The following is a 26,399-nucleotide window of genomic DNA, read 5'->3' as shown; positions in this document are numbered from 1 at the left end:
GCGGCGGGCAGTATAATCCCCGCCGCCAGAGGATACGTAGATGCAGCCAGAAAACGATTACCCGATCTTCCTGGGCTCCGAAATTGAGCAACCCAAGCCCGAGGACGCCTTCTTTCATATCATCCCCATCCCCTATGAGGAGACTGTTTCCTACGGTGGCGGCACTGGCAAGGGCCCGGCCTCCATCCTCGAGGCCTCCTGGCAGCTGGAAACTTTCGACAACTTCTCCTCACCCTGCGAGCTGGGTATCTACACCCGCCCGCCGGTCCCGGTTTCCGACGCTGCAGAGCAGGTAATGGACAATATCGCCGCAGCGACCCAAGAGGTGTTGGCACTGGGTAAGATGCCCGTGGGCATCGGCGGCGAACACTCGGTAACCTGGGGTATTATCAAAGGCCTGCTGGATGCCGGTGAAACCGACTTCGGTGTAGTTCAGATCGACGCTCATGCCGACCTGCGCGACCGCTATGAAGGCCACAAGCACAGTCACGCCAGTGTGATGCGCCTGGTGGTTGAGGCCGGTGTGCCCTTGTTCCAGTTGGGGATTCGCGCCTACTGCGAAGAAGAGATGCAGGCGCGCAAGGATTACAACGTCGGCTATCTGGACGCCCACCAGCTGGTACCCAACAACGTGCAGGAATTCCAGCTGCCGGAAAACTTCCCCAAGAAAGTCTTCTTTACTCTGGATGTAGATGGCATGGACCCCTCGGTGTTTCCCTCTACCGGCACTCCAGTACCCGGCGGTCTGGGCTGGTACCAGACCCTCAACCTGTTCGAATCCGTGGCGCGCCAACGCCAGATTATCGGTTTTGACGTACTGGAATTCGCACCGATTGACGGCTTCCACGCCTATGATTTTGCCGCTGCCCAGCTGATGTACAAGCTGATGGGGATTATTCAGCGCAACCGCTGAGGCAGCCTCGCTTTCCAGCACTTTGACAATTCTTAACCAATTAACCTGTCATTGCTGTCAGATTAAGGGTTAGTATGTCGATGTGAGTAATCACTTCGCTGGAGAGACCGTGAATAAGCTGAATATCGTTCTTGGCGCCAGTGCCTTCATTGCACTGGCGGCTTTTGCCTTTAGTCCATCTGCAGATGCCCGTGGCTACGATCGCTGGGGGGAGCACCGCCATCATCATCGCCACGGTCACTACCATGGCGGCAGCCGCATTTCCATTGGCTTTATCGCCCCGATACTACCCACCAATCATGTACGGGTTGCCGTTGGCGGGCGTCCCTATTACTACCACGGCGGACACTTCTACCGTCATGGCCCAAGGGGTTACGTCGTCGTTAATGCGCCGCTGGGCGCTTCAGTGGTAACACTGCCAAGCCGAGCCGTGCCGGTACAAGTGGGCGGCGTCACTTACTACCAGTATGCCGATGCCTATTACCAGTGGGTACCGGCTACCCGCACTTATGTGGTAGTAGCGCCTCCAGCACCGGTGGCGGTCGTTCCAGCTCCGGCACCAGTGGTTACGGTTCCAGCACCAGTCGCTGCAACTCCGGCGCCTACTCAAGCTCCAACCGCGGCACCGGCGACAGTCCCCGCAACCCCGGATCCTGGCCCAGAAGGTTTCCAGCCCGGTCAGGTCTTAGAGACGCTGCCCAAAGGCTACGCGGCTGAAGTGATCAATGGCATCCAGTACTATCGCTATGGCGGCAACTACTTTATGCCGACTCAACGCGATGGCCAGGAAGTCTATGTGGTGGTCAAGCTGTAAGCGCCGCCGCTCTTTCCAGCCCGTGAAAGCGGGCGAACTGACCCAAGGCCCGGTGAAAGCTCGCCTCCAGCGAGACACCGGGCTTTTCCAACCAATGCAGAGTCTCGATACGCAGTGCTCCCGCATCCCGATCGGCCTTCAAGTCCACCAACCCCGCAAAACGGTCTCCGTATAAAATCGGCAAACAGAAGTAGCCATAGCGGCGCTTGGCTGCAGGGACATAGCACTCCAACTGGTAATCAAATTCAAATAGCCGGCTCAGGCGCTTGCGCTGTAGTATCAGTGGATCGAAAGGCGATAACAGCCGCACCTTGCGCGCTGGCCGCGCCGGACTCTGCTCCAGCTGCTCTGTCAGCATCAACTCTTTGCCATGAGAAGTCAGCTCACCAGTGGTGAGCATATTTTCGATGGCCCGTTGAATCAGGGGCTTGTCTTCACGACGTAGATAGGCGACTTCCTCAGGGCGGCCAATGCCCTGGCAGCCGAGAAAAGTGCGTACCAGGTGACTGCCGTATTCCAGTTCGGTAGCGGCGCTGATCGACGTATTTGCCGGCAATACCCGCTCGGGGAGATCAAAGACCTTTTGAAAACCCACTCGGTGGCTGACCATCAGCTCACCCTCGTGAAATAGCTGCTCCAGCGCTTTCTTTTCATCGGACCACTCCCACCAACCGCTTTTGGTGCGTACGAAATCACTGGCCCGCAATGGTCCCTCAGCGCCTACCCGATCCAGCACATAGCGGCACAGTTTGGCATTCTTCTCATACCAGTGGCGCTGCCCAGAGCGGATACGATCCATACGCACCCGAGCATAGGGGTAGTGTTCCATCGACATATAGGCGGCAGCGTGGGACCAGTATTCAAAAATTTCGCGGCGCTGTTCCGCTTCGGCTAAGTCTGGCTCACGGTAACGGGGCAGACGGTTGTACAGCTGGTGGTGGTGCGCACGGGTAATGCGCTGGATGGCATCCAGTTGCAGCGCGCCGAGATGCGCTATTAAGGCGGGGAGCCCCTTCTTCCAGGGGCTGTGGATAAACTGACGCTCCAGCACCAGTGCGCGGACCTGTTGCTCTGACAACATGGTGTCACCCTCCTTGTATTTGCTGAGCAGCAGTTACCAGTCAGGTTTCAGAGACTGGCACCTAGCGATCTACTCGCCCTGATAATATTCCGGTGCCAGGTTATCGAAGCGCGTATATTTACCGATAAATGCCGCGCGACAGGTGCCTATCTCACCGTTACGCTGTTTGCCGATAATCAGCTCTGCCAGCCCCTTGTCCGGGCTGTCCTCGTTGTAGTACTCATCGCGATAGATAAACAAAATCACGTCGGCATCCTGCTCAATCGCCCCAGATTCCCGCAGGTCCGAGTTCATCGGCCGCTTATTGGGGCGCTGCTCCACACCGCGGTTGAGCTGCGACAGGGCGACTACCGGGCAGTCGTACTCTTTCGCCAATGCCTTGAGAGAGCGCGAGATTTCGGAAATTTCCTGGGTGCGGCCCTCAGTAGAGCCCTTCACCTGCATCAGCTGCAGGTAGTCCACCATAATCATTGCCGGCAGGCTCTTGGCCTCGGCATCCTCACGACTCATACGAGGATTTTCGCGCATCAACTTATTGGTGTGATCGCGCACGGTGCGCTTGGTGCGCGCGCGCACCTCACTGGGGCTGAGCGCAGGCGTATCGTCGATATACAGGGCTTTGCCCTTCATTTTTTGTACGGCGCTGGAGAGTTTGGGCCAATCCTCTTCCTGCAGCTTGCCGTTGCGGATACGACCCTGGTCGATACGACCGATTGAAGACAACATCCGCATTACCAGGCTGTCAGACGGCATTTCCATACTGAAGACCAGGGTCGGGCGCTCCTGGCTGAGCATGGCGCTCTCAATAAAATTCAGTGCCAAAGCGGTTTTGCCCATGGAAGGACGCGCGGCGAGGATTACCAGCTCGCCCGGCTGCCAGCCGGAGGTGCGCTGATCCAATTCGGTCAGGCCGGTACTGAGGCCGGTGATATCGCCTTCAGTTTTAAACAGCTCATCGATACGCTCGACGGTTTTCTTCAGCAGGCTATCCACACCGACGAAACCGCCCTCTTTGGCGCGTCCCTCGGCAATTTCCGCCACACGGCGCTCAGCCATCTGCAGCAGATCGGCGGAGGCCAGGCCACCGGGATTGAAACTGGTACGGCTGATTTCACCGGCGGCGGCAATCAGCTGGCGCAACATGGAGCGCTCGCGCACTATCTTGGCATAGGCAACAATATTCGCCGCGGAGGGAGTGTTCTCGGCCAGTTCCGCCAGATAGGCCGGACCGCCCACCTCGCCGAGGAGGTCGCGACTGGCGAGGCCTTCGGCGAGAGTAACGATATCCAGCGGCTGCTCACCATTGCTCAGCTGGCCCATTACCGCGAAGATCTTGCGGTGGCTGGCGGTAAAGAAGTCCTCTTCACTCAGCTGCTCGGCAACCGCATCGATGCGGCCCGGATCCAACATCAGGCCCCCCAGCACCGATTGTTCCGCCTCTACCGAATGCGGCAGCGGTGAACTCTCTTCACTGTGGATTTCTTCTTCGGGGGTAGCGTATTCGTCGATCATGGGACTTTACTGGATACCAGAAACAAAACAGGCGCTGACCCGGTAGGGTGCAGCGCCCGATTGTAGCGCGGCTGGCGCCTGTGGCACCAACTGCTTGTCGGCAAAACCTTACTCGGCTTCGATAACGACTTTAACTACAGCAGTCACGTCGGAGTGCAGCTGTACGTCTACTTCGTACTCGCCCACTTCGCGCAGAGCGCCTTCCGGCAGCTTCACTTCAGCCTTGGCTACTTCAACACCGCCAGCAGTGATTGCGTCTGCGATATCGCGAGTGCCGATAGAGCCGAACAGTTTGCCTTCGTCGCCAGCGTTGGCAGCGATGGTTACAGCCAGGTCGGCCAGCTTGGTAGCGCGGCTCTCAGCTTCTGCCATTTTGGCAGCTGCAGCGGCTTCCAGTTCAGCGCGCTTGGCTTCGAACTCAGCAACATTGGCTGCGGTAGCCGGAATTGCCTTACCAGTCGGCAGCAGGAAGTTGCGGCCGAAACCGGCTTTAACTTCAACGCGATCACCCACGTTGCCCAGTTTGCCTACTTTATCGAGCAGAATAACTTCCATCTCGGTTTCCTCAATTTCTGTATTGTGCAGAGCGCGCCTACTTTGCGGAGCGCCCGCGAATATCTATCCAGCTATCTACCAGAGCCAAACCACACAGGAATCCAGCCAGGGGCAAGCCACCAATCACCAGCATCACGTACATCGCCACCAGGGGACCAATCCCCCAACCGCGACTGGCGACCAGCCAGTGAATAAGGGCGATACCTGCAACCACCATGGGGAAGGCGATCACTGCGCCCCAGAAGGCGTAACCTGGGGTCACCAGGCTCACCACCCACAGCAGCATACTCAGTGCCGCCAGCCATACCGGCATACGCAACTGGTGAAACTCCTGGCGGAAACCGCCGGGGTTGTACAGCAGCGCCTGCCAGTAGCGCCCCAGAACCAAAGCCAGTGTGGCGCTCATCGCCGATATCAGGCTCAGATATCCAGTAATCTGCAACTCGCCTGAGAACACCTGCTTCAGTTCTTCCATCGGAACCGTATTGGGCTGCTCTGCCGCTCTTTCGAGCGCTTGCATAAAGCCCTGGAGCAAACCGCCGCTGAAGGCAGAGGTGAGCAAAATACCCACCGCCGAGGCCGCTGTTACAGTGAACAATGCGGCGACCCATGAACGGCTACTGCGCAGTGCCACGGCGCCGCAGAATACTGCGGCAAAGTGGCCGGCGGAAATACCGGTCACCAGGGGTGGTACATGACCGCTCATGCCCATAACAACGATCGGCAGCAGCGCCCAGGCCAAAACCATCAGGCCTTCACTGCTACCGCGGCGCAAACTCACTAGAGCGAGGATTGCCGGGCTTATCAGCGGTATCCCCACCATAGTGAGGATCACCGCCCGCACGCGCCCGCGCATAATAAACTCAGCTACGGCGCGCATAGTTAGATAGCTTCTCTATTAATGAGTCTAAGCAAACTGCGGCTTAGGCTTCGTGGCTGTCCGTGTACGGCAGCAGGGCCAGGTAACGCGCGCGCTTGACCGCAGAGGCCAGCTGACGCTGATACTTGGCTTTGGTACCGGTGATACGGCTTGGAACAATCTTGCCAGTCTCAGAGATGTAGGCTTTCAGGGTATCGAGATCTTTGTAGTCGATACGCTTAACACCTTCGGCGGTGAAACGGCAGAACTTGCGACGACGGAAAAAACGTGCCATCTGATAATCCCCTTACTCTTCGCTTTCAGCGTTATCGGAAGAAGCTTCTGCGGCGTCAGAAGAGGACTGCTCTTCTTCAGCGCGCTCGCGACGCTCGGTGCGCTCTGCACGGGCAGCTTTGCGCTCACGGCTTTCTTTTTCCGCTTTCATGATCGGGCTCTCGTCGGTGATCGCCTCGTCTTCACGGATTACCAGATTACGGATAACCGCATCGTTGTAACGGAAGTTGGTGGTCAGCTCTTCCAGAGCTTCTTCGGTACACTCAACATTCATCAGAATGTAGTGGGCTTTGTGGATCTTGTTGATCGGGTAAGCCAGACGGCGACGGCCCCAGTCTTCCAGACGGTGTACTTCACCGCCAGTGTCCTTGATGGCAGCGGTATAACGCTCCACCATGCCGGGTACCTGCTCGCTCTGGTCCGGGTGAACCAGGAATACAATTTCGTAATGACGCATTTTAGCTCCTTACGGGTTAATCAGCCTTCCGGACAGTCCGGTAAGGCAAGGAGTACAACGGGCGCGGACAGACCGAGCCCATTGCGGGCGGCGTATTCTAGGCAGTTGCGGGATTGCTTGCAAGTTGATCAATTATTTGAGGGCAGTGTCCTCTCCAGCCCAGGGACAAGTTAACTAATTATTCCAACTGCTCCCTCAGAGGCCACCTGTTCAACCGTGGGCCTTAGCCCAGCGAAACCCTGTCTTTGTGTAGATTCAGCCACTGAACTGCGCGTTCTGGTCATGGGTTTGTGGCGGCGAGCTGACATATAGTGCCTCCCTCTGTAGGGAGAAGTACCATGCCCCAAGAAACCCACAACCTTAGTTTTGGCGCCTTCCAGGTGCCCGTCACCACCGTTCGCAACGGCGAAGGCCCACTAGTCCTGGTGATTCCCGCCATGGGCGTTCCCGCCAATCGCTACCATCTTTTGTTGCAGGAATTACAGCGACTCGGCTACAGCACCGCCATCACCGAGCTGCCGGGAACCGGCGAAAGCCTGCCGAGACCCAACCGCAATGCCGACTACGGCTACGATGACCTGGTATTTGCCTTTATCCCGCAACTACTGGCACTGCTGGAAGAGTCCTTCCCCGCAGGCCCGGCCCTGATTCTCGGCCACAGTATCGGCGGCCAAACCAGCACCCTCGCGGCCCGTGCCGGCCTGACCGGCAATGCCAGGGTTGTCACCATCGCCTCCGGCCATGTAGACCACCGCAGCTGGAGCGGGCTGCACAGATACGCCATTTTACTTTTTGCCTCAATAGTGAGTGTCACCTCGAGTCTGCTCGGCTATTTCCCCGGCGCACGTATGGGCTTTGGCTGGCGTGAAGCGCGCAAACTGATGAAAGACTGGGCCCGCTCTATTTTCAGTGGACGCTTCGCTCCAGAAAAACGCCTTGGGAAACACAAACCCAGCAACCAGCCCACTCTTCATATCGCCCTGGCCGGCGATCCCTTTGCACCAGTACAGGCCGCGCGCAAGCTCGCTGCTATCGTAGATGGCGAGACCCGTGAGATGGCCGCCACCTATCCGAAAGGCAACCCCCACCTAAGCTGGATCAAAAATCCACGCCCGATTATCGCCGAGGTGGACAGCTGGTTGACTCAACACCAAGCAGGCTCTTACTAAAGAAATACAGGTCTTGGCGCCTTCCAAAGTATGGCGCCAAGGCAACAAAAATCTTCAAGTGCTCACCCCCTAGTTTTCTACTAATCCTTTTAATTTCTGCCGCAGTAATACCCCCATACACAGTAACGCCTACTCTATTCACTTCCGTTTTTGGCCAGAAGTTAGAAAAGGCTCGAAGTAATTTTCTACCCCAATTACTCGATCAATAAATCGTCGCATGGGGAAATTTAATGGCCATTAATTACTTCGAACAATTCAACGCTTTGCATGAAGGCAGCCAACTCTTAGTCCTTCCAAATATCTGGGATGCCGCTAGCGCACAGCTCTGCCAAGCAGCCGGCGCTCCCGCCTTAGCTACCAGTAGCGCCGCTGTGGCCTGGTCACTGGGTTATGCCGACGGCAGCAGCATGCCAATATCGGAACACCTGAGCGCCGTTAAGCGCATTTTGCGGGTTTCCCGTGTCCCGATATCCATTGATATTGAGGATGGCTACAGCTCTGATCCCAGGCAAGTCGCCGGGCTAGTAAAAACTTTATGTGATCTTGGCATAGTCGGTATCAATATCGAAGATGGAAAGGAAAGCCCACAACTGCTGCGTGAAAAAATCCTGGCTATTCGCTCCACGTTAAAGGCGCGACCCTTTTTTATTAATGCGCGAACCGATATTTACCTAAACAGTACGGAGAACAGCCAGGATTCACTGAAACAGGTGATGCAAAGGTTGTCCGATTATCAGGATGCCGGTTCCAGCGGAGGATTTATTCCTGGTTTAACCTCCCTGGCGGACGCACAAAAGCTAACACAAGAAATCAATATGCCACTCAATTTAATGCTGCTAGCCGGTATGGAAGAGCCCGCCCATTTCTGGAGAGCCGGAATTCGTAGGCTAAGCTGGGGACCTGCTTTATTTCAATCGAGTTATGCGCTTTATAGCAACATGGCCAATAAGTTATTCCAAGGAAAACATCCAAAACAAATCTTTGAACACAGTCTGGACTATAACTATCTAAATAACCTGGGCGCCAATATCCAATAAAAAAGATCAATAATCTCGAAAAGGAATAACTTAAAATTCTCATTACTCATTATAAATTTACAGATGCGCTTGGGGGAGCCATCCTTGCCCCCAAGCGATTTAATAGTTCAGCTATCAAAAACTGTAACCAACCCCTAAACTATATTCACTTTTGTCGTAAGTATAGAATTCCCGATTCTCCTCATTTTCGATATATTGGTACTTCCCATTGATATGGAGATTCGGGGTAATACGAAGCTTTGCTCCCAACCAGGATCTCATTCGATCGGACTCCCTAAAATAGAGATCCACATCGCCTTGGCTATCGGTAATACGATTGCTTTCGTTATAGAGGCTACTGCGATACTCCACCCCTGTGGATATATTCCACCTTGGTGAAGGTATCCAAACCAGGGTGCCTCCAAGAGTATGACGAGCAGGTGAGTAGCTATAGTAATCCCCCTCTGCTTTCTCCTGCCCTTCACGATCGTTGTAATCGAATCGATAAAACAACTTCGCCTCGGTCGAAAATAATGAACGCTGCCAACTCAAGTCAAAGTACTGACGCCAGCCATCCAAATAAGCATAATCCTCGCCACCAAAGTAGTAACCTGGGCTATAGGAAAAAACAATTCTGGAGCGCCCCCAATTCCCTGAAACTTTACCCAACAGCCGTGCTTGCTGTGTGACAGGCTCCCCCCCCAAGGTCACCATTTCGACGGCAAATCCCATCTCTGCAGTCCAACCAAACAGGCGGCGATCATGGAATAATCCCGCCCTGGCGCTGGCTAGATCGAGATTGTCATATTCCTTGTATTTGCGCCCAAATCCGTAACCTTGCACCCGCCAGCCACTCCCAGCAGTTCCCTTGAGGCGGTATTGACCCCAGGCAAATAGCTCGGCGTAATTGTCATCCCCAATCGAGGCCTCTTCCAGTAGTTCATTTTGCAACGCATAGGCGTTGTCATCATTGCCCACCGTCAGGCTGACAGTGGCCAGCCAGGGTTTCTCACGTTCGCCGCGGTGATCCTCTGCCAATAAGCGCAGACGGCGCGCAGCCATGCCTCGCAGCTTTTCTGTAGCCGCCCCCTCTCGCACAATACGGTAATGTTTAAGTGCGACCAATTCTCGATCACTTCGCTCTGCGGCAATGGCCAAGTTATAACGGGCCAAATCCTTCCAGCGGGCATTATTCAGGAGGCCGAGAAAATATATCGTGGCCTCCGAATAACGCTCTAGTTTCATCAAGGTAACGCCAATGTTATACCTGAGCTTTGCAGAGTTATTGCCAGATTCACGCTCAATTTCAAAGTACTTAAGCGCCCTACGGTATTTTCCCTGCTTGAAAGCCTCCGTAGCCTCACTGAAGAACTCTGCAGCTATTGATACTGGTGATATCAACACCAACAGCGTAATTAGCACTATTCCGATTCGCCCATTTCGCACTGTGGATTACCTCTAAACATTCCCTGTCATAAATTTTGCAATGCCAATTAATTAGGCATCTGGCCCGTCGGGTAAATTGTCCTGAGCCTGCTCAAACATTCCATCAAGCTCCATAGAAATCTGGTCGCGAATATCCGCAGGTAGACTAGAAAGAATATCCTGCATCACTTGCTCGATAACGCCTTGTATATCTGCACCGTTCATCGCACTCTTAACGGCCTCTTCGATACTTTCCCTGGCTACTTCAGCGGTGCGCAGAGCTTCCTCCCTGGCCGCTTCTGCTGAGAGACGCGCATTGGCAATCAACTCCTGGTGGCGTGTGAGGGCCTCACGCATCCTTGCTTCAATTTCCTCATTATGTTCAGCGCCCTGCCCAGTAGCCGCTACTGCTTCCATTACCGCCGCGATGGTTTCCTCAGCCACCTCCTGCATATCCGGCGGAAGCTCTATGTTGTTCACCACATCTTGCGCATCCTGCCCCTCCTCAACCACAGTGAGAGTGACATCCAGGTCTTCTGGTGCCTCCTGCGCCAATAAAGGGCCGCTATACATAACTGCTGCAGCGACACCCGCCGCCAATAATCCCTGTTTCCACATCGCTTGGTTACCTCTAGGTTGTGACAAAAATTGCTATCGAACCCTACATTGCGGCCGGCTTCACAAGTGCGTTAATCGTTGACGCAGTCGCTTGCTCACCCCACCGTATTCCACTTCGATCAATATCTCCCCCGTGCTATTTTCACCGAGGATTTTCACCGGCAACGACAAGCGATTACTTCCTGCAGCAATATCCGTTTGCCATTGCAACACCTGACTGCTCGCATAACCATCAAGTTGCATATTTTCCGGTAAGACGACCCTGATTAGTGCCCCCGGCATCCGGCGACTGCTGTGCAGTAAAAGGTGCACTGGCCGCCTGATAGTGCCTTCGACATCTTGCTGCGTATAACCAGCCCCAACATCCATCGGGGTATCTTTTAAGAATGTCAGTATCACTCCCAATGTCACGACCACGAAGAAACCCGCAGCTACAGCCAACTGTCCCACTCGCCGATATTCGTCAAAAAATAATTTTGATAAAGAAGACGATTGACTGCTTTCCTGCCCAGTGAAGACAGACTTTAAGATACGCTCTTCCAAGTCATCGCCAGGGTTCTCAACCGGCAGGGCGCGGAGCTGGTGACGTAACAACATCTCACTGGAAAAATCTTCAGCGTCATATTTCAGCATTGGCTTTTCCTCTAATTACTAACACGGATGACCCTCGCTAATAGTTCCCTCACTGAGCAATTTTTTTAATTTTTTATGAGCGCGATTTAGGCGTGATTTCACCGTGCCCACACTTATGCCCAAAATATCTGCCACCTCTAGTAGGGAGTACCCCTCTACATCGTGCAGCAATACCGTATCGCGCCATTCGACCTCTAGTTTCGATAGCGCCTGCAGTAAAATGCGCTGCATTTCCACCTGAGAAGAAAGTCCCTTCTCTGGCGTGCCGCTTGCCACCGTCTCCCAATCAACCTCTTCATCAATGGGGGAGCTTCGGCGTCGGCGGTAGAGATCCACATAGCGGTGATAGAGCACCTTGATTAACCAGGGACCTAAGCGCTGAATTTTTTCCAGTGCTACAGATCGCGTCAGCAGGCTTGCCAAAACATCCTGTACCAGGTCCTCAGCCTCCTCGCGATTCCCTGTCCAGCGAAAGGCCATACGATAAAGTTGGCGAATATGTGGATGTATCAACTCAGCAAAACGAGCATTACGCGATCGTCGTCGCAGTAATTTTTGGGGCCAGGCGTACAAACCGCTACTCCCGGATATCAAAGGAAAGTTACCCGCAAATTTTTCACCTGCGGCGTGAATTAGAAAGCTGCACAGTAAAATTGCTGTGTGACAGTGGAAAAAATCTAGCAGTGAATAGTAAAAATAGAGGGGAAAAAGAGGTTTGCGTGTGAAGCGCTACGCCGAGATGCTGAAAGTCCCGGTATCAGTAATCACCAGGACTTACAGATCAAAAAAAAGGAATAAATCAGGCGCTGCGCTGGCGCACCGCTTCAAATAGACAAACACCGGTGGCAACAGACACATTCAGGCTGCTGACTTCACCGGCCATCGGAATTTTAATTAAATGATCACAGTGCTCCCGGGTTAATCGGCGCAGGCCACTGCCTTCGGCACCCATCACTAATGCCATAGGGCCCGTCAACTGAGACTGGTAGACATCCTGAGTAGCCTCTCCTGCCGCACCAAAAATCCACACTCCAGCCTGCTGCAACTGCTGTAGGGTACGCGCGAGGTTGGTCACCGTAACAAAGGGTAAAACCTCAGCCGCACCACAGGCCACCTTGCGGGCTGTCGGGGTCAAACCTGCGGATTTATCCTTGGGCGCAATCACCGCATGTACCCCGGCAGCCTCCGCTGAGCGCAAGCAGGCACCCAAATTATGGGGGTCGGTCACGCCATCCAGGACCAAGAGAAATGGCGCCTCACCTTTCTGGTCCAGCTTTTCGAGCATGCCAAACAGAAATTTCTCATCCAGAACCTGGGTTTTACTCGCACAAAGAGCGATTACCCCCTGGTGATTAGCGCCCTCTTCCACCTTATCATCCAGAGTGCGACGGTCGACAAAACGCAGTGCGATATCATTTTTTTCCGCCTGCTGAATAATTTTTTGCAGGCGCTGGTCTTTGCGCCCACGCAATAGCATCAGCTCCTGCACATTTTGTGGGGAACCCTTTAACAAAGCCTGCACCGCGTGCAGGCCATATACCAATTCTTGGCTCAACTTATGCCTCAATCACTTTTTCTTTTTACTGGTAGAAGAAGCTTTCTTCTTCTTTTTAACTTTGCCGCTACGCGTTTTGGCCTTTTCTGCTTTCTGTGCAGCCTTGCGCGCAGCTACCGCTGGGCGTTTACCGCCTTTGCGTGTGGGAGTGCGCTTGCTTCCGCGACGCTTTGCCGGCGCCTCAGTTTTTTGCTTGTCGGCATCCTCGCTTGATTTTTTCTTGCTCGTACTGGGCTTATCCTCCGTCAGCTCTGCCACAGGGACCGCTTCTTTGGAGCCGACCTTACGTTTGCGAATAGGCGCTACTTCCGCTGAGGTTTCTGCGCGCTTTCCCCAGGGGCTGGCATGTAATTTACGGCTGCTGTCTTTTTTCTGCTTGCTGCGCCGCTCCCGCTCCAATTGATGCTCTACAGCCATTTCCATCGCGCGGGCACTGACCTTAGTCGTTTCTTTCTTAGCACGGGAGGCCTTTTGACGCGGCACCAATTCCTCGAGAATAAAGTCTACTTTGCGCTCTTCAAGATCGACCCGCGCCACCTGAACGCTAACTGAGTCACCTAGATGGTAGCGTTTGCCACTGCGTTCGCCGATTAAACGCTGGTGCGCCTGCTCAAAGCGGTAATAATCTTTTGGCAGCGCGGTCACGTGGATCAACCCCTCAACAAAAAGATCATTAAGCTCGACAAATAAGCCGAACCCCGTTACCGCACTAATTACGCCGGAATAAACTTCACCCACATGATCCTGCAAATATTCGCACTTGAGCCAGCTAACCACATCGCGGGTAGCATCGTCTGCACGGCGTTCAGTCATGGAACACTGTTCGCCGAGCTGTAACATCGCCGACATATCGTAGGGCAGTATCTGCTGTCGATCGATGGGCCTGGCACCCGGCACGCTGTATACCTTCTGCACCACTGCGGCTTCATTGGCACTACCATTGCGAATTAGCCAGCGCAGGGCACGGTGCAACAGCAAATCGGGATAGCGGCGAATGGGTGAGGTGAAATGGGCATAGGCGCGATAATCCAAGCCAAAGTGGCCGCGATTTTCCGGTTGATAGACCGCCTGATTCATGGAACGCAGTAACATCACTTGAATTATATGGGCATCCGCACGGCCCTCGACCTGCTCCAGTAACGCCTGAAAATCCGCAGGCTGTGGCTCCGAGCCACCGGGCAGTCGCAATCCCAGCTCACCGAGGTACTCGCGCAAGTTGCTGAGTTTTTCTTCTTTCGGGGCATCGTGCACACGATAGAGAGCCGGTAATTCCGACAGCTCCATTAAATCCGCCGCACAGACATTGGCCGCCAACATGCACTCTTCGATCAGTTTATGCGCATCGTTGCGCGTAACCGGCACTATGCGCTCAATCTTGCGTTCGCTGTCAAACAGAATACGGGTTTCGGTGGTTTCAAAATCTATCGCCCCACGCCGATCGCGGGCACTGCGCAACGCCAGGTACAAATCGTGCAAATTATCCAGATGTGGAACCAGTGCGGCAAACTGCTTACGCAGACCACTATCGCGATTGTCCCGTTCTTCTAATACCTGCCCTACCTGGGTATAAGTCAGACGCGCATGACTGCGCATCAAACCTTCAAAGAAACGGTAATCGGTAATTTCACCGCTGCGATCAATGTGCATCTCGCACACCATACACAAGCGGTCTACCTCCGGATTTAATGAGCAGAGCCCATTAGACAATTTCTCCGGCAGCATAGGCACGACAAAGTCGGGAAAATAAACCGAGTTGCCACGGCTATGGGCCTCCTCATCGAGCACCGAGCCGGGGCGCACATAGTGAGACACATCGGCAATGGCAACCAGCAGCTTCCAACTGTTGTCAGGCAAAAGCTCACAGTAAACTGCATCATCAAAATCGCGGGCATCCTCACCATCAATAGTGACCAGGGGTAATTGGCGCAAATCAACCCGCGCTTTTTTATCCTCTTCCAGCACTTCATTGGCAATGGCATCCACTTCCGCCTGTAAGGCCGCGGGCCAGATATGGGGGATGCCATAGTTGCGGATCGCGACATCGATCTCCATGCCCGGTGCCAAATGGTCGCCGAGCACTTCCAGCACTTCCCCCTGGGGTACGCGGTCACGCCCAGGTTGTGTGACAATTTTTACCACGACATATTGGCCGTGTTCGGCACCGGCGGCATCTTCTGCCGCTACCATCACATCGAGGTTCACGCGGGGGTTATCGGGCCGCACAAAACAGATACCATTTTCCCGGTAAAGGCGCCCAGCCAGCTGTTCGGTATTGTGCTTGATTACCCGAACCACGGCACCTTCACGCTTGCCGCGAAAGCCGCCGGGAGTCTCCCGCACCAGCACCTCATCGCCGTCAAAGACTTTGCGCATTTGTCGATGGGACAAAAATAAATCGCCGTCACCATCCGTGGGCACAACGAAACCAAAACCGTCGCGGTGGCCAATAACGCGGCCACGAACCAGGCTCATTTTGTCCAGCACACCAAAATCACCGGAGCGATTGCTGGCAATCTGGCCATCTCGGGACATGGCGATTAGGCGTCGGCGCACCCCTTCACGCCGGTCTTCATCCTCTAATTCAAGAAGGTTGGCAACAAATTCCCAGGGCACCGGTTCCGCCTGCTGCTCCAAAAGTTGCAGCAAATATTCTCGGCTGGGGATAGGCTTTTCATATTTTTCCGCCTCTCGCTGGGCATGAGGGTCAGCGTTGAGGGGGCCTGAAGTATTTTTGTGTGTCAAAACAGCATCCGTTGTTGAGATAACCGCCCATTGAGGCGGCTTCCGGAGGTTATCCGGTCAAAGGCAGGCGGCGGAGGTAGAGAGTTTTTGTTCAATGTTTCGCCGCTGTTGAACGCATTATAAGCGATTTCAGCACATTTCCAGACCTTTGGGTAAAATGTTGAAATAAGCGCTAAGAAACCGTTGACACTCCCCCTGCAGATCTCTATAGTTCGCGTCCTCAACGGAGCACACGTTGATTTGCCCAGGTGGCGGAATTGGTAGACGCGCTAGCTTCAGGTGCTAGTGACCTAACGGTCGTGGAGGTTCAAGTCCTCTCCTGGGCACCATAACTCTCTTATAAATCAACGAGTTATGGTCAATTTGGTGTAAAGATGGTGCACTCAAAAAACACTCACCGCATCCCCTTCCTAGAGTGTTGATCCCCAAAATCTTAAAAGACATCCGAACCCCTCTCTTTAAACCCTAGTGAGTTCTGCACTTCATGCCTTAACCCTGGCAGGTTCTTAGTGCGACTAATCGCGCTATTCAACGCGATATAATGCCCGCCCCGCTCCTCTTATTAGCAAGCTCGATGGCATCTAACTGACGCCTTAACCACCCCTTCCACAATCAACTCCTGTCCTTCCCAAATTGGGATTGCCGGATAATTTGAATTTGCCGGCAGTAGCCTACCCCGGCGCCGATCCAGAATCTTGCAGGTTAGCTGCCCATCCAGGGCCACCACGACTACATCCCCATGTACAGGCGTCAGGGAGCGATCGACAATCAACAGGTCACCATCGTGGATACCAGCATTCACCATAGAATCCCCATCGGCTCGGACAAAATAGGTGGCTGACGGCCTAGTGATCAGATGATCATCGAGACTGAGTGCGGCTTCCTTGAAATCATCTGCAGGTGAAGGGAAGCCACAGCTGATGCCGTGGCTGTACAGGGGAGTAAGTGCCATAAGGGAATGCCCAATAAACTGTATATTTATACAGTTTATTTTGGAGCCCCCCACTTGGCAAGCAGGCCCGAAAAGCTAACTGTCCGCGTAGGGTTCTAATCTGCCTCCTCCTTCAAGCAACATCTACCAACATTCAACGCCTCCGCCGTATGAATTACACCGCGAACGATTGCGCCCATCTCCTCGCCGATTAACCGTATCAACACATCCCGCGCACCTTGATCCGGGCAGTCCGTGACCCACTCCAGGCCGGAACAAAGGCTATCGATATGATGAAGCTGTTGAATATGAGCAGTCATTGGCATGGTCTACCTCCTGTAGGAACTTCTAAACCCTCACCGCCGCAAGAGCCTTCGAGCGACGGCGGCCTGTCGCCGTGAATCCCTTCAGTGATTTATTCGGGCTTTTGGCGACAAACACCGAAACACTACTAACAAAATCACAGTTTATAAATGAATATTCTGGATTATTTCCAATTTAGCAATGCAAAATGCGGTTGAATTTCGATAATCGAAATCTTGTTATTACATGAGGGTACGGCAACGGCTGGATGTTAGAGCCAGGCACACTAGGCAAGCGCCTGCGCGAAGCAAGGATAAGAGAGAGGATGACGGGGGCGCAGCTAGGTAAGAGGCTGGGGCTAGCACCTTCACAGATTTCTAAAATGGAAACAGGCCGCCAGAAGGTGCCGGCGGAGCTGCTGCCGGCCTGGTGTGAGGCGGTCTCAATCACCCTGCCGGAAGTGTACGGGGCCGAGAACCTGCACCACTTTGCACAGATACCCTTTCCGCCACGAACAGCACGCCTCTATACGCAACTGCCCAAGGAGTGGCAGCTACACATTCAAAGGTCTATCGAAAGCACCTACCAAGCGCAGAAGAAAGCGCACGATCCCACCGAGGAAGATTAGCCACCATTGAGCACCAGCAGTCCGGTTTTGGGTTCAGCCAAAAATTCCAGTACACGGCGCTTATTGCTTTTCATCAGGGTTTCGATGGAGCGCACCCGAATATTGTTACCAATATCCAATCGGATGACTTTGGGGGGAGGCCCGAAGCGACGCCAGAAGTCGACGAAATCCTTATCCTTGGTGAGTAGCGCCAAGCCTTGCTCTTGTGCGTACTCCCACACCCTGGAATCTTTTGTGCCTTCCCCCAAGGCTGGCACTTTAGGCACAGCAACAGTGCCAGCAAAATCCCCAGCGAGCCGAGCGGCTAGCCGGTAAGAGAGATTCTCATCAATGAGTATCATTAAGCCGCATTTCCCTTGCTCAGGTGAGCGGCAGCATATCCGATTGCCGCGCGTATTTTGGTTTCATCCAGGCTCGGGAAGTCTTCAATAATCTCGCTGTAAGTCATCCCGGCGCTTAGCATCTGCAAAATGCTCTCAACCGTTATCCGCGTTCCTTTAACGCAGGGCTTGCCCACCATCACATCGGGCTTGCACTCGATCCAGATCTGACTGTTATCTGGCATTGTCCCGCCTCCTCAATACATGCACGGTGCCGCGCAATTGTTGATCACTGATTGTATGCCTCCCGATCCTTTTTTTCGAGCAGACCCATTACACGGGGAAGAATTTATCCTCGAAAACAACTTGTTGAATTAAGGGACCACTAGAGGGTCAATATGTAGGCGCTGATACCTATAGAAACAAAAGGATAAATTGAAATGCACGTAGAAAATGAACTGCTAAGCAATGATGACTTCACTCTTACTGAAATCACAGAAGTCGATGGCGCAGGTATTGTGACCACCACTTATGAAATAAAAACACTGGCAGGCGTTATCTTCACTAGTGGGGACAGAGATATTGCACTTGCGAAGTTTGAAAGCCTTTCGCTCAAGAAACAGCAACAGAGACAAGAGCAAGAGCAAGAGCAGCAGAGACAAGAACAAGAGCGAGACTTTTCGGACTTCGACATGAATATGTAACGTCTCAATAGGCCCTAAAGGGCCTAAAAAAATGCTTGACGATAGGCCCCATGGGGCCTAGTATAGTCGCCAGTGGGAAGCACAACGCGGCCCCAATATCCGAAAGGAAAAAGCATGTTTCAACGATTCGAATCTCTCGTCATCAACGCCGCTAAGGCGATTCTTTTCTCCAAGCTGCGCAAGCCCGGCAGCGCCCTTACCAGCCCGCGTGCGGTAGTGGATTACCTGCTGCTGAACCTGGCCGCACTGGAGCGCGAAGTCTTCTCTGTGATCTACCTCAACACCCAGCACCGCGTGATTGCCTACCGTGAGGAGTTCCAGGGCACTCTAAACGCGGCCAGCATTTACCCGCGAGAAATCGTCAAGCGCACCTTGGAGCTAAACGCAGCGGCGGTGATCTTTGCCCACAATCACCCCAGCGGCAACGCTGAGCCGAGCCAGGCGGATATCTGGATCACCGAGCGCTTAACCCAGGCGCTGGCATTGGTGGACGTGACGGTGCTGGATCACATCATTATCGGCGGCGAAGAAAATATGAGTTTTGCGGAGAAGGGGCTTTTATAAGCCCTCCCCCAAACACAACCGGCGGGCAGTGCCCGCCCTTGGATAAAGCAATGAGTGTACAGAGCCCAGTCTATAACCAGGGACCAGCGCGCCCCGCGATTTACAAACGCTACGACGCGGGTTTTGAACCGCCCACTGGTGCCGAGATTAAAGCGGAAATTGCCCAGGCCGGATTAACCGGTGCCCAAGCGGCGGCCCTGCTCGGCTACACGTCCAGCCGCCAGGTGCGCAAGCTCACCAGCGGGGAAAAGAATATTTCCTATGCGATGTGGCGGCTGCTGTGTATTTATAGCGGCAGTATTGCTGCGGATACCAAGGCCACTTATAAGCCGGAAGCGCGGGAGCCAAAAGCAAGTTAAACAGGCAATGTTGACACTGCGGAGAGTAGCAAGGAGCCTATTGAAGCGATGTTTCCGAGAGAAGGTAAGGCTGAAATCAGAGTTTTTACCACTGATTTACTAGGACTATCAGTAGAAAATTGACCTTCAATTGCGTCAACTAGCTCTAAAGCCTCTCTCTTTTCTTGCTCATCTGTAACTAAACGATTTACTTCAGACCGAAGTGCTGAGATATGCTCTGCTACATCGGAGTTAACATTCACAACATTGGTAGAGTTATCTACTGAATCATTGTTAACTCGAGCGTTGGGGCCACTAAAATTATATGTAATGGATTGCCTCACTTTCTCCGCCTCTGGAAGCCCTAGCTTTTTAACTTTCATATTATAGAAGGGCTTAATTGGTGGATGCCCTTCATTATACCCAGGGTCAATAACTTGAAAGTTCTCAATCCCACCGTTTGACATCTCTCTCTGAATTAAATCATTAGGCTCAACTAGAAACCCGCTGTATTCGAGAATGATCCCTGAACTTCCAACAACTGCTTTCAAGCCACCAAACTCTTCGCCGTTGTGTTTAATAACATTAATCTTATCTTTAGCCACCTGTTGAATTATCACAATGCCTCCCTCTGTAATTTAACTGTACCCTCTGACAGAGTTGAGGCCAATGCTGTATTTTCAATGCCTCCCGAGCCTTACCCCAGATAAAAAACAATCTAACCCACCTGATTATCCCAAAACACCCCATCCACCCCCCCCCAACATCTGCCCCACCACTTCAGCCTGGTTTCTACTGGTATCCCAGGTTATTGCGGGATGTGTGGCCGGATGGCTGGCAGATAGCCAACCATTACCCCTCTTTACCCACTCGGAATAGCCATAGCCGCAATCGAGCTATGCACAGCCAGGCGGTTTGCCACTTCAACAATACAGTCGGCTACAAGATCGGCGGCATGGTCGGCAACATTGATGGCCTGCCCGGCATCGGTCTGCAGTGTTTTGGTCGTTACATACACGCTACTCATTTCGTCCCCAGCGCCGTCAATCTGCACTTTATTTTGGTCATCAATAACTGCGATGGTGCATTTTAAAACGGCGGCGGCTTTGGCCTCAGTGGATGCCGGTTCGGTGGTCTGGGTTACCGTTGCGCGCACAATAGTGCCGGCACTGTGGCCGTCGTCGATGGTGTAGGCGAATTGCCACGCTTCCAGGTTGGGAACAGTTTTCGGGGAAAAGCTGGGCATGATGCCTCCTAAGGTTTTTGTTTTGCGTTATGGGTTGCAATAGTTAGTTCTGAGTGGCGCCCGGCGAAAAACATACGATCGCCAAAATCAGGCTTGAGTACGCGCCTCTGGCCAAGTTTGCGGACTTCTGAAACGGTCGATAATTGAGAAGATCCTTGGATCAATACGTAGACCGGTTTCCCTAACATGTCGGGAGTCCGAACAATTGAACCATCCGGTAGATCCATTGGCGTGGATTCTGATTGCCAGATTTCCGCACCTTCAGGGGTGCGCAGGCTGTAACACATCTCCTTACCGGAACCCATTGCATGTAGCGGGAACATTCCACGTTCACCGGTGCCGACATCGATGCATTCCACCAAATCACCCGGGTGTAGATCTCGCACATAGCGGCCATCAGGCAGCAAGGTGTCATAGTCTACGCACCAAGGGTCTGTCGGTATGGTCCCGCCGCCACCATTCGCCGGGGTCGTGATTGTGCCTACATAGCGGCGATGGGTATTTGCAGCCAGGACGGTGAAACTTGTGGTGGCCTTATAAGTTACTGCGCCGCCTTCATAGCCTTCATCATCGCAATACACATAGTATTTTCTGGAAAATGACAGGCCAGTAACGCTGCCGCTGTTATAGGAGACAGCGCCAAATCCGTACTGCACTGTATGCGAGGCAACCGTGATTTTTGCAGTAGAGCCGTCATCTCTCGCGGTAAGCGGTGCCCCACCGCTCGTAATAGATGACATGCTGGACTGGATATGCGGCAGACTGCGCTGTTCATTGATAGCGCCTTTTTCATTGAGTCCGCTGAGGAACGTAGCGAACCCAGCGAGCGGGCGTGGGTTTTGGTAAATACCACCACTTTTAACCACTTCCGATCCGGAGAGCAAAATCTCTCCGATAATCAGCTTGTTCTCTATTGACGAAAAATAGCCGCGCTTGGTTGCTGAGCTGGCGCTATCGTAATAGTGGTATCTATAGGCTCCGCGCTCAATGGATACCGACAAGGCCGAACCCGCTGAAATCCAAACCCCATCCGTATCGGTGACGATATAAAACAGGCCTCCAAGACTCGGATTTAATTCCACCGGTGGAATTTTTATCCGCTTGCCACCCCAGTAAAACCAGCCAGGCAGAGTGCCAACGGGATTGCCATTTGCATCAAAGCCACACAACCGTGCTTCCCCCGGACTGGAATTGTCGGCCAGGCTCGAATTGCTATTGATCTTTAAATAAAGGCCGTTGCCAGTGGGCTCAACCGTATCGATCCGCACATAATCGATAAAGGTCGCCCCTTTCTTGGCAGCGTCGTAGTTAGCAATAATCACCGGCGTAAACTGCCTGACGGTCGTCTGCAGCTGAGCCGGCTGGGCTATGGTGTTGTGCCCCACGGTAGATTGGTAGCTGGCATTGCCGCTTGTTCGGCCCTGAAAGTATGCGGTGTATTCTTTCCAACCCGCACCAGACGCCTTTACACCAGGCGCAGCGATATAATGGGAGCCCGAATGCGTCTCACTGCCGCTGGCATTGACCCGCTTGCCATCTTTATCAAAGCAATTAATACCCAGATACAGCGACCGGTCTGCGTCGCCCCCGGAACCCACCCACACCCGAAACTTAATCCGGTAAAGCTTGTTCGGGTCGAAAGGAAATCGTTCCTTGTACTCAAGCCAAGCATTGGAGGCCTTGTCATCCTGGCCGACACGCAGGACATTTCCGCCCGCTACATCCTTGTCTGAGTCCGGTCTCACTTCGTAAAGGTATCCCGATGCAGAGCCGGCATAGACCACCCAATCATCGGCAGCCGTGGTATCAGTAAACGCCTCGAAAAATACAGAACCCGAAGCCTGCTGCGCGCGCAATTGTGCCTTGCGTACGCTTTGCATATTGCCGATCAAGATACCGTCATCGGTAAATGTACCGCTGGCCTCGTCATAGCCAATGATATTGCGGGTAGCGTCAAAGGCTTTGGTGCGGGTCGCCTCCACTACGGCATTATGCAGTGCTGTTTTTTGGTCGTAGGCGTAGGTCCAATTGCTATCAAATAGGGTGCGGCTTACCGGGGTATTTTCCTGGCGGTTATCCCAGGCTGGGGTTAACCCTTGCAGATAGCTTGTCAGCGCGGTCAAAGCATTCGTAAACGCCGCCCGTTTGGCATCGAGCGCAGTGCCGAAATTACTGGCCAGCGCATCCAGCTTCACTTGATCGTTTATTAGCTGGCTGTATTCGCGGATCAACTGCAGTTTTTCATTGGTATGCAGCACACCGTCTGCAGAGATATTGCCGAGATCTTCAAGGGCCTTTTGTGCATCGGCCTTGGCTTCCTCTGCAGCCTCTAGCGCAGCCTGTAAATTCGGGTCTAGCGCGGGATCTTCTGGATCCGGATAGGGTGTGCGAGACCTGGGCACAAATAATACGCGCGCGGCCGTTGTGCCCAAGCAGGTGCCCCCCTGGCCGGCAGTGCCGGGACTATTCGGGCTACTGCCATAGCAGGCCACTATGCGGCTATTGGTCAGTACCGGCATGGGGTTTTGGGTACCGTCCACTAATAAAACAATACCGCCAGGCGCACCACCGCCACCACTACCGCCGGGAATCTTCTGGATACCAGTTCCCAGACTGCCACCACTGCCATTGCCCCCAGAGGTATTAATGGTTCCACTCACACCCAAGGCGATACCCCGTGCGACGATAACCACACTCGCCCCACCCTGGCCGCCAGAACCACCGTAACCGCTATTGTCATAGCTCTGATCGCCGCGCAGGTAGTAATAACTATTTCCGCCGTGGGCGCCGCCGGTGCCGCGCATATCCGCGGGGATACCCTCTAACTCTCCGCCATTATTCTCAATATTGAGTGGTGGCATAACGGCATTGCGACCAGCTACAACTTTGCCGCGAATACGGTTGTACATAGCTCGGTTAGTGGCGCCAATTCCAGATACGCGCCCACCACCACCGCGACAAGAGCCCAAAAAGCCACGCCCATTATTACTGGGGACACCGCGCAAAGTGCCGTCTATTTGCAAAACACCACGCACATGCAATTCAACGTTGTCGCTGACAAAAAGTGTGCGGCCTGCGGGGATTGTTAGATCTCCCAGGTAATAAAAGATCGTCCGGCTGTTATCCGCACCGTAAAGGGTGCCGTTAGCGGTGAGGAAGCCACTGGCATCGATAGCGAGGCCGGCGTCGGCCATCGAGGTGCCTTCGGAGTCATACCAGCTGTCGGGAAGCTCTCCTGTAGAAGTGCTGCCGCTGGGCTGGTCGGGCACCGCTGAAGCAGGCTGATAGCTGCCAAATAAATCTACAGAAACGGCTCCGCTGACCTGATCGACACTGAAGCGTTGTACTTCCATGGCGCGATCCAGGCTGTATTCATCCAGACCCAGGGCTGGCAGCAGGCGGATATAGTCCACGTCATAGGACCAGTCAGCGACCCAGTTGCTGCCAATATCGAGACGCAACAAGCTAATGTTATTGTCCGTCCATGCAGCTTCACTAGATAGATCAAGCACTACCTCATGCCAGCTGTTCAGAGGCAATTCATTTAGTTTTTCGGCTTTACTGTTGATATTTACTCTGTGAAAGGTGCCGCCTTCATCTTTCCAAACAAAATAGGAATCTAAAGGTATTGGCTCCGTACTGGTTCGGCGTAGGCGAATTTTTACATAGGGAACATCTGCGCCGGTAAACTGTTGATCAGCAGGAATAAAGAAATATATGTATGGGCCAGAGTCTACGCAAGTAACGGAGAGCACACCGCCGCCAGCGCTGGTTTTGGTTCTTGATTCCCCCCCAGCTCCCGCCCATCCTTCTTTTCCACTGCTGAAATTCCACTGCAGCGGCCGATCTCCACGAATACTGTGATCGCGGATTTGCGGCAGGCTAACCCGTACTATATCCCCAACTTCCAAATCGTTCTTGCTGGGTAGCAACCCCAGGCGCAGAGTAAGGGGAGGCCCGGCGAACCGATCGCGCAGGGCATCAAAGGTATTTTTAAGGGTGGTATAGGTATGCCGGGAATTGTGCAGCCCCCGAAACTTCAGAGCGAGAGACTTTGATTCACCATGGATGGAAATAGAATCTGCATCAATTAAATTATTTGAGCGCAGGAACTTGCCATCGAAGCCCGGCTGCTCGAACCAGCTCCACTGCACCGAAAAGGCATTCTTTACCCCGGCTAAATTGTATTTGAGCTCGCCCAGAGTTCTGACATCATCGGGAGTGATGGTTGTCACGGTACCGGATTCAGCCAGCACTCCAGCCATACGGCGAAATCCCAGCTGGCCGGCGGCATTGACCGGCATAAAGGCACCGAGCAATAAATTGATCTCAGTCTCGATAAACTTTTTGCCATCGGTCTTTTCCAGGCCGTCGAAGCGTAGGATCTTGCCTTTTCTGTGGTCGCTGGGCTTGTACCAATCTGCCCCGATATTTTCGAACTCGTCCTGTACCACAAAGGCGGGATCTATTCCCAAGTGCCAATTAGAGGGCAGTAGGTTATTGGTGCCGAGAATCTTCCCGGTCAGCAGTGCATAGGCAAGCTGGGGGCCCGGTCCCTCCAAATAAACAAACTCCTCTATCTCAACGCCACTCTCATCGCCGCTGTCTTCTGGCAACGCATGGTCGCGGGCAAAGGTGCCGAACAATCCACGCGTACAGCCGGTGAAACTATTCCCTGTTTTCCCGGTGGCTCTCACAATCTCGAAGCCGTCCTGATATTTAATTTTCAGGTAGTAGACAGACTGGTTAGGGGCATCACCATAGGCCGCGGTATGTGGGTTCGGCTCAAAAGGACTAGTATCGAATACCCACAGGGTGCTACTCGATTTAGGGAAATTGGCAGCCAGGCGCGTGCTATTGGGTACAAAAATATCGCGGCGCATCTCCCGCTGAATATCCCGGCAGCGCACCCGGTAAACGCCCTCGGCGTAGGCAATAGATTCCTCGGCAATCTGGGTTTGCTCCAAACGGAAATCATCCCAGTCGAGCCCAGCAAAGCCTTGATACAAACGTACTGTGCGACCCTTGATGCCGTTCCCTTGTTCCAGCTCATCACGGAGCACATAAGAAAGCTGGCCATTGATATCCACGACTTCAAAGGAAATAGCCCCAATCTCTGCACGCCCTTGTTCAGGAATAATTCTCTGGCTGGTGGCACTGCATTTTTTAAGTGCCCCAAGCACGGCATTCGCTGGCAAACTGGGAATATCGTTATGGCTGGTGATATACAGCGGCAGATCAAAACCGATCTCGATGACCAGGCGCAGCTCCCGCTGTGCCCCCTGGTTGTACAGGTCAAAAGTTTCTGAGTTATTGCGCATGATTAAACGATGACTTGGACGGTGGTAAATGAAAAGATGAAACGGCCATCTTTTTCGCGCTTCTCTTTGAAGGATTTATATTTAAGTTGAACTTGTTGGGGGAAATCTGGAGTGTCAGCAGTTCCGTAAGCATCGAAAGTGAAAAACTCACCGAAAGCACAGCTTCTTTTGAACTCTCTCCAACGCGCTAACTCTGTATGAGTGAGTCTTAGCGGTACAGTCTGACAAGAGTATTCCTCTTCGAGGCGGTAGATCGTGTATTCCGTGTTACCGCTTAGTGACTTGTGTTCTTTACCCTCCGGTCGGTCTTTGCAGTCATAACGTTTTAGTTTGGATTCAATCTGATAATCACTGCCATCACCCACCAGTAACCGTGTGGGTGTGTATTGAATTAGCATTTT

Annotated in this window: 28 protein-coding genes and 1 tRNA gene; 9 read left to right on the top strand and 20 right to left on the bottom strand. The window is 53.3% G+C overall.

Features of this window, described 5'->3' with window-relative positions; genetic code table 11:
- Positions 1-40: 40 nt before the first annotated feature.
- Complete coding sequence (speB, locus tag ACJJI0_RS17205) at positions 41-913, top strand: agmatinase (protein WP_444883551.1); 873 nt, start codon at positions 41-43, stop codon at positions 911-913.
- Positions 914-1,022: 109 nt separating this feature from the next.
- Positions 1,023-1,727: a DUF6515 family protein gene (locus ACJJI0_RS17200; RefSeq protein ID WP_444883550.1), complete on the top strand. Its 705-nt coding sequence runs from the start codon at positions 1,023-1,025 to the stop codon at positions 1,725-1,727.
- On the opposite strand, the gene ACJJI0_RS17195 is transcribed toward ACJJI0_RS17200, so the two are convergent.
- From ACJJI0_RS17195 to rpsF, 6 genes are all read right to left on the bottom strand, one after another.
- A complete protein-coding gene (locus ACJJI0_RS17195) occupies positions 1,717-2,808 on the bottom strand; it encodes a winged helix-turn-helix domain-containing protein (RefSeq protein WP_444883549.1) in 1,092 nt (363 codons plus the stop codon). The two genes, ACJJI0_RS17200 and ACJJI0_RS17195, sit on opposite strands and share 11 nt — an antisense overlap.
- Before the next feature lie 69 nt (positions 2,809-2,877).
- Positions 2,878-4,320, bottom strand: a complete 1,443-nt coding sequence (dnaB, locus tag ACJJI0_RS17190) for a replicative DNA helicase (protein ID WP_444883548.1) — start codon at positions 4,318-4,320, stop codon at positions 2,878-2,880.
- Positions 4,321-4,428: 108 nt separating this feature from the next.
- Positions 4,429-4,875, bottom strand: a complete 447-nt coding sequence (gene rplI / locus ACJJI0_RS17185; protein WP_444883547.1) for a 50S ribosomal protein L9 — start codon at positions 4,873-4,875, stop codon at positions 4,429-4,431.
- 37 nt (positions 4,876-4,912) lie between these two features.
- A complete protein-coding gene (locus ACJJI0_RS17180) occupies positions 4,913-5,755 on the bottom strand; it encodes a hypothetical protein (RefSeq protein ID WP_252084251.1) in 843 nt (280 codons plus the stop codon).
- A gap of 43 nt (positions 5,756-5,798) precedes the next feature.
- The gene (gene rpsR / locus ACJJI0_RS17175) at positions 5,799-6,029 is read right to left on the bottom strand and encodes a 30S ribosomal protein S18 (RefSeq protein WP_108731487.1); all 231 of its coding nucleotides are present in this window, start codon (positions 6,027-6,029) and stop codon (positions 5,799-5,801) included.
- Positions 6,030-6,041: 12 nt separating this feature from the next.
- Positions 6,042-6,485, bottom strand: coding sequence for a 30S ribosomal protein S6 (rpsF, locus tag ACJJI0_RS17170; RefSeq protein WP_252084250.1), 444 nt, complete (start codon positions 6,483-6,485; stop codon positions 6,042-6,044).
- Between the two features lie 338 nt (positions 6,486-6,823).
- Between rpsF and ACJJI0_RS17165 the strand changes: the two genes are divergently transcribed.
- Together ACJJI0_RS17165 and ACJJI0_RS17160 are read left to right on the top strand one after the other, a co-directional pair.
- On the top strand, positions 6,824-7,654 hold the full coding sequence (locus tag ACJJI0_RS17165; protein ID WP_444883546.1) for an alpha/beta fold hydrolase: 831 nt from the start codon (positions 6,824-6,826) through the stop codon (positions 7,652-7,654).
- Between the two features lie 230 nt (positions 7,655-7,884).
- Positions 7,885-8,691: an isocitrate lyase/PEP mutase family protein gene (locus tag ACJJI0_RS17160; protein ID WP_444883545.1), complete on the top strand. Its 807-nt coding sequence runs from the start codon at positions 7,885-7,887 to the stop codon at positions 8,689-8,691.
- A gap of 114 nt (positions 8,692-8,805) precedes the next feature.
- Here the strand turns inward: ACJJI0_RS17160 and ACJJI0_RS17155 are convergent, their stop codons facing one another.
- From ACJJI0_RS17155 to rnr, 6 genes are all read right to left on the bottom strand, one after another.
- Complete coding sequence (locus tag ACJJI0_RS17155; protein ID WP_444883544.1) at positions 8,806-10,116, bottom strand: tetratricopeptide repeat protein; 1,311 nt, start codon at positions 10,114-10,116, stop codon at positions 8,806-8,808.
- Between the two features lie 51 nt (positions 10,117-10,167).
- Positions 10,168-10,713 carry a hypothetical protein gene (locus tag ACJJI0_RS17150; protein ID WP_444883543.1) on the bottom strand — a complete coding sequence of 182 codons (546 nt, stop codon included), beginning with the start codon at positions 10,711-10,713 and terminating at the stop codon, positions 10,168-10,170.
- A gap of 60 nt (positions 10,714-10,773) precedes the next feature.
- Positions 10,774-11,346, bottom strand: coding sequence for a hypothetical protein (locus tag ACJJI0_RS17145; protein ID WP_444883542.1), 573 nt, complete (start codon positions 11,344-11,346; stop codon positions 10,774-10,776).
- Positions 11,347-11,364: 18 nt separating this feature from the next.
- A complete protein-coding gene (locus ACJJI0_RS17140; protein WP_444883541.1) occupies positions 11,365-11,919 on the bottom strand; it encodes an RNA polymerase sigma factor in 555 nt (184 codons plus the stop codon).
- 226 nt (positions 11,920-12,145) lie between these two features.
- Entirely contained in the window at positions 12,146-12,901 is a 756-nt protein-coding gene (gene rlmB, locus ACJJI0_RS17135; RefSeq protein WP_252084243.1) for a 23S rRNA (guanosine(2251)-2'-O)-methyltransferase RlmB, read from the bottom strand.
- A gap of 12 nt (positions 12,902-12,913) precedes the next feature.
- Positions 12,914-15,643, bottom strand: coding sequence for a ribonuclease R (gene rnr / locus ACJJI0_RS17130; RefSeq protein ID WP_444883540.1), 2,730 nt, complete (start codon positions 15,641-15,643; stop codon positions 12,914-12,916).
- A 242-nt stretch (positions 15,644-15,885) separates the two neighbouring features.
- Between rnr and ACJJI0_RS17125 the strand changes: the two genes are divergently transcribed.
- A tRNA-Leu gene (locus ACJJI0_RS17125) sits at positions 15,886-15,972 on the top strand.
- 233 nt (positions 15,973-16,205) lie between these two features.
- Here the strand turns inward: ACJJI0_RS17125 and ACJJI0_RS17120 are convergent.
- On the bottom strand, positions 16,206-16,595 hold the full coding sequence (locus tag ACJJI0_RS17120) for a LexA family protein (RefSeq protein WP_444883539.1): 390 nt from the start codon (positions 16,593-16,595) through the stop codon (positions 16,206-16,208).
- A gap of 95 nt (positions 16,596-16,690) precedes the next feature.
- Positions 16,691-16,900 (bottom strand): hypothetical protein, encoded by a 210-nt coding sequence (locus ACJJI0_RS17115; RefSeq protein ID WP_444883538.1) that lies wholly within the window; start codon positions 16,898-16,900, stop codon positions 16,691-16,693.
- 245 nt (positions 16,901-17,145) lie between these two features.
- Between ACJJI0_RS17115 and ACJJI0_RS17110 the strand changes: the two genes are divergently transcribed.
- The gene (locus tag ACJJI0_RS17110; protein WP_444883537.1) at positions 17,146-17,505 is read left to right on the top strand and encodes a helix-turn-helix domain-containing protein; all 360 of its coding nucleotides are present in this window, start codon (positions 17,146-17,148) and stop codon (positions 17,503-17,505) included.
- On the opposite strand, the gene ACJJI0_RS17105 is transcribed toward ACJJI0_RS17110, so the two are convergent.
- Positions 17,502-17,846, bottom strand: coding sequence for a DUF5615 family PIN-like protein (locus tag ACJJI0_RS17105; protein WP_444883536.1), 345 nt, complete (start codon positions 17,844-17,846; stop codon positions 17,502-17,504). The two genes, ACJJI0_RS17110 and ACJJI0_RS17105, sit on opposite strands and share 4 nt — an antisense overlap.
- Positions 17,846-18,070 (bottom strand): DUF433 domain-containing protein, encoded by a 225-nt coding sequence (locus ACJJI0_RS17100; protein ID WP_444883535.1) that lies wholly within the window; start codon positions 18,068-18,070, stop codon positions 17,846-17,848. Before ACJJI0_RS17100 ends, ACJJI0_RS17105 begins: the two co-directional genes overlap by 1 nt.
- A gap of 195 nt (positions 18,071-18,265) precedes the next feature.
- On the opposite strand from ACJJI0_RS17100, the gene ACJJI0_RS17095 reads away from it, so the two are divergent.
- The 3 genes from ACJJI0_RS17095 (at position 18,266) to ACJJI0_RS17085 (ending at position 19,452) form a co-directional block, all read left to right on the top strand.
- Positions 18,266-18,529, top strand: a complete 264-nt coding sequence (locus tag ACJJI0_RS17095; RefSeq protein WP_444883534.1) for a hypothetical protein — start codon at positions 18,266-18,268, stop codon at positions 18,527-18,529.
- A 114-nt stretch (positions 18,530-18,643) separates the two neighbouring features.
- Positions 18,644-19,093 carry a RadC family protein gene (radC, locus tag ACJJI0_RS17090; protein WP_444883533.1) on the top strand — a complete coding sequence of 150 codons (450 nt, stop codon included), beginning with the start codon at positions 18,644-18,646 and terminating at the stop codon, positions 19,091-19,093.
- Positions 19,094-19,143: 50 nt separating this feature from the next.
- Positions 19,144-19,452 carry a helix-turn-helix domain-containing protein gene (locus tag ACJJI0_RS17085; RefSeq protein ID WP_444883532.1) on the top strand — a complete coding sequence of 103 codons (309 nt, stop codon included), beginning with the start codon at positions 19,144-19,146 and terminating at the stop codon, positions 19,450-19,452.
- Here ACJJI0_RS17085 and ACJJI0_RS17080 read toward each other — a convergent pair.
- The 4 genes from ACJJI0_RS17080 to ACJJI0_RS17065 all read right to left on the bottom strand — a co-directional run bounded on the left by ACJJI0_RS17080 (position 19,449) and on the right by ACJJI0_RS17065 (position 26,396).
- The gene (locus ACJJI0_RS17080) at positions 19,449-20,051 is read right to left on the bottom strand and encodes a hypothetical protein (protein ID WP_444883531.1); all 603 of its coding nucleotides are present in this window, start codon (positions 20,049-20,051) and stop codon (positions 19,449-19,451) included. The two genes, ACJJI0_RS17085 and ACJJI0_RS17080, sit on opposite strands and share 4 nt — an antisense overlap.
- Positions 20,052-20,293: 242 nt before the next feature.
- Positions 20,294-20,677 (bottom strand): hypothetical protein, encoded by a 384-nt coding sequence (locus tag ACJJI0_RS17075; protein ID WP_444883530.1) that lies wholly within the window; start codon positions 20,675-20,677, stop codon positions 20,294-20,296.
- 8 nt (positions 20,678-20,685) lie between these two features.
- Entirely contained in the window at positions 20,686-25,998 is a 5,313-nt protein-coding gene (locus ACJJI0_RS17070; protein WP_444883529.1) for a Hint domain-containing protein, read from the bottom strand.
- Positions 25,999-26,000: 2 nt separating this feature from the next.
- Positions 26,001-26,396, bottom strand: coding sequence for a hypothetical protein (locus tag ACJJI0_RS17065; protein WP_444883528.1), 396 nt, complete (start codon positions 26,394-26,396; stop codon positions 26,001-26,003).
- Between the last annotated feature and the right edge of the window lie 3 nt (positions 26,397-26,399).

Source organism: Microbulbifer mixtoriginis (SeqCode) (genome assembly GCF_052466695.1).
Note: the sequence above shows the minus strand (reverse complement) of the source record. Positions and strands in the feature narration are given on the sequence as shown.

Excerpts from the sequence above, each read along its gene's own strand:
- ACJJI0_RS17065 (WP_444883528.1), bottom strand. The coding sequence starts at position 26,396 with ATGCTAATTCAATACACACCCACACGGTTACTGGTGGGTGATGGCAGT.
- ACJJI0_RS17195 (WP_444883549.1), bottom strand. The coding sequence starts at position 2,808 with ATGTTGTCAGAGCAACAGGTCCGCGCACTGGTGCTGGAGCGTCAGTTT.
- ACJJI0_RS17165 (WP_444883546.1), top strand. The coding sequence starts at position 6,824 with ATGCCCCAAGAAACCCACAACCTTAGTTTTGGCGCCTTCCAGGTGCCC.
- rpsF (WP_252084250.1), bottom strand. The coding sequence starts at position 6,485 with ATGCGTCATTACGAAATTGTATTCCTGGTTCACCCGGACCAGAGCGAG.
- ACJJI0_RS17075 (WP_444883530.1), bottom strand. The coding sequence starts at position 20,677 with ATGCCCAGCTTTTCCCCGAAAACTGTTCCCAACCTGGAAGCGTGGCAA.
- ACJJI0_RS17095 (WP_444883534.1), top strand. The coding sequence starts at position 18,266 with ATGCACGTAGAAAATGAACTGCTAAGCAATGATGACTTCACTCTTACT.
- ACJJI0_RS17085 (WP_444883532.1), top strand. The coding sequence starts at position 19,144 with ATGAGTGTACAGAGCCCAGTCTATAACCAGGGACCAGCGCGCCCCGCG.
- ACJJI0_RS17150 (WP_444883543.1), bottom strand. The coding sequence starts at position 10,713 with ATGTGGAAACAGGGATTATTGGCGGCGGGTGTCGCTGCAGCAGTTATG.
- ACJJI0_RS17105 (WP_444883536.1), bottom strand. The coding sequence starts at position 17,846 with ATGATACTCATTGATGAGAATCTCTCTTACCGGCTAGCCGCTCGGCTC.
- rplI (WP_444883547.1), bottom strand. The coding sequence starts at position 4,875 with ATGGAAGTTATTCTGCTCGATAAAGTAGGCAAACTGGGCAACGTGGGT.
- rpsR (WP_108731487.1), bottom strand. The coding sequence starts at position 6,029 with ATGGCACGTTTTTTCCGTCGTCGCAAGTTCTGCCGTTTCACCGCCGAA.
- ACJJI0_RS17110 (WP_444883537.1), top strand. The coding sequence starts at position 17,146 with ATGTTAGAGCCAGGCACACTAGGCAAGCGCCTGCGCGAAGCAAGGATA.
- ACJJI0_RS17180 (WP_252084251.1), bottom strand. The coding sequence starts at position 5,755 with ATGCGCGCCGTAGCTGAGTTTATTATGCGCGGGCGCGTGCGGGCGGTG.
- speB (WP_444883551.1), top strand. The coding sequence starts at position 41 with ATGCAGCCAGAAAACGATTACCCGATCTTCCTGGGCTCCGAAATTGAG.
- ACJJI0_RS17100 (WP_444883535.1), bottom strand. The coding sequence starts at position 18,070 with ATGCCAGATAACAGTCAGATCTGGATCGAGTGCAAGCCCGATGTGATG.
- radC (WP_444883533.1), top strand. The coding sequence starts at position 18,644 with ATGTTTCAACGATTCGAATCTCTCGTCATCAACGCCGCTAAGGCGATT.
- dnaB (WP_444883548.1), bottom strand. The coding sequence starts at position 4,320 with ATGATCGACGAATACGCTACCCCCGAAGAAGAAATCCACAGTGAAGAG.
- ACJJI0_RS17115 (WP_444883538.1), bottom strand. The coding sequence starts at position 16,900 with ATGCCAATGACTGCTCATATTCAACAGCTTCATCATATCGATAGCCTT.
- ACJJI0_RS17070 (WP_444883529.1), bottom strand. The coding sequence starts at position 25,998 with ATGCGCAATAACTCAGAAACTTTTGACCTGTACAACCAGGGGGCACAG.
- ACJJI0_RS17160 (WP_444883545.1), top strand. The coding sequence starts at position 7,885 with ATGGCCATTAATTACTTCGAACAATTCAACGCTTTGCATGAAGGCAGC.
- ACJJI0_RS17120 (WP_444883539.1), bottom strand. The coding sequence starts at position 16,595 with ATGGCACTTACTCCCCTGTACAGCCACGGCATCAGCTGTGGCTTCCCT.
- ACJJI0_RS17145 (WP_444883542.1), bottom strand. The coding sequence starts at position 11,346 with ATGCTGAAATATGACGCTGAAGATTTTTCCAGTGAGATGTTGTTACGT.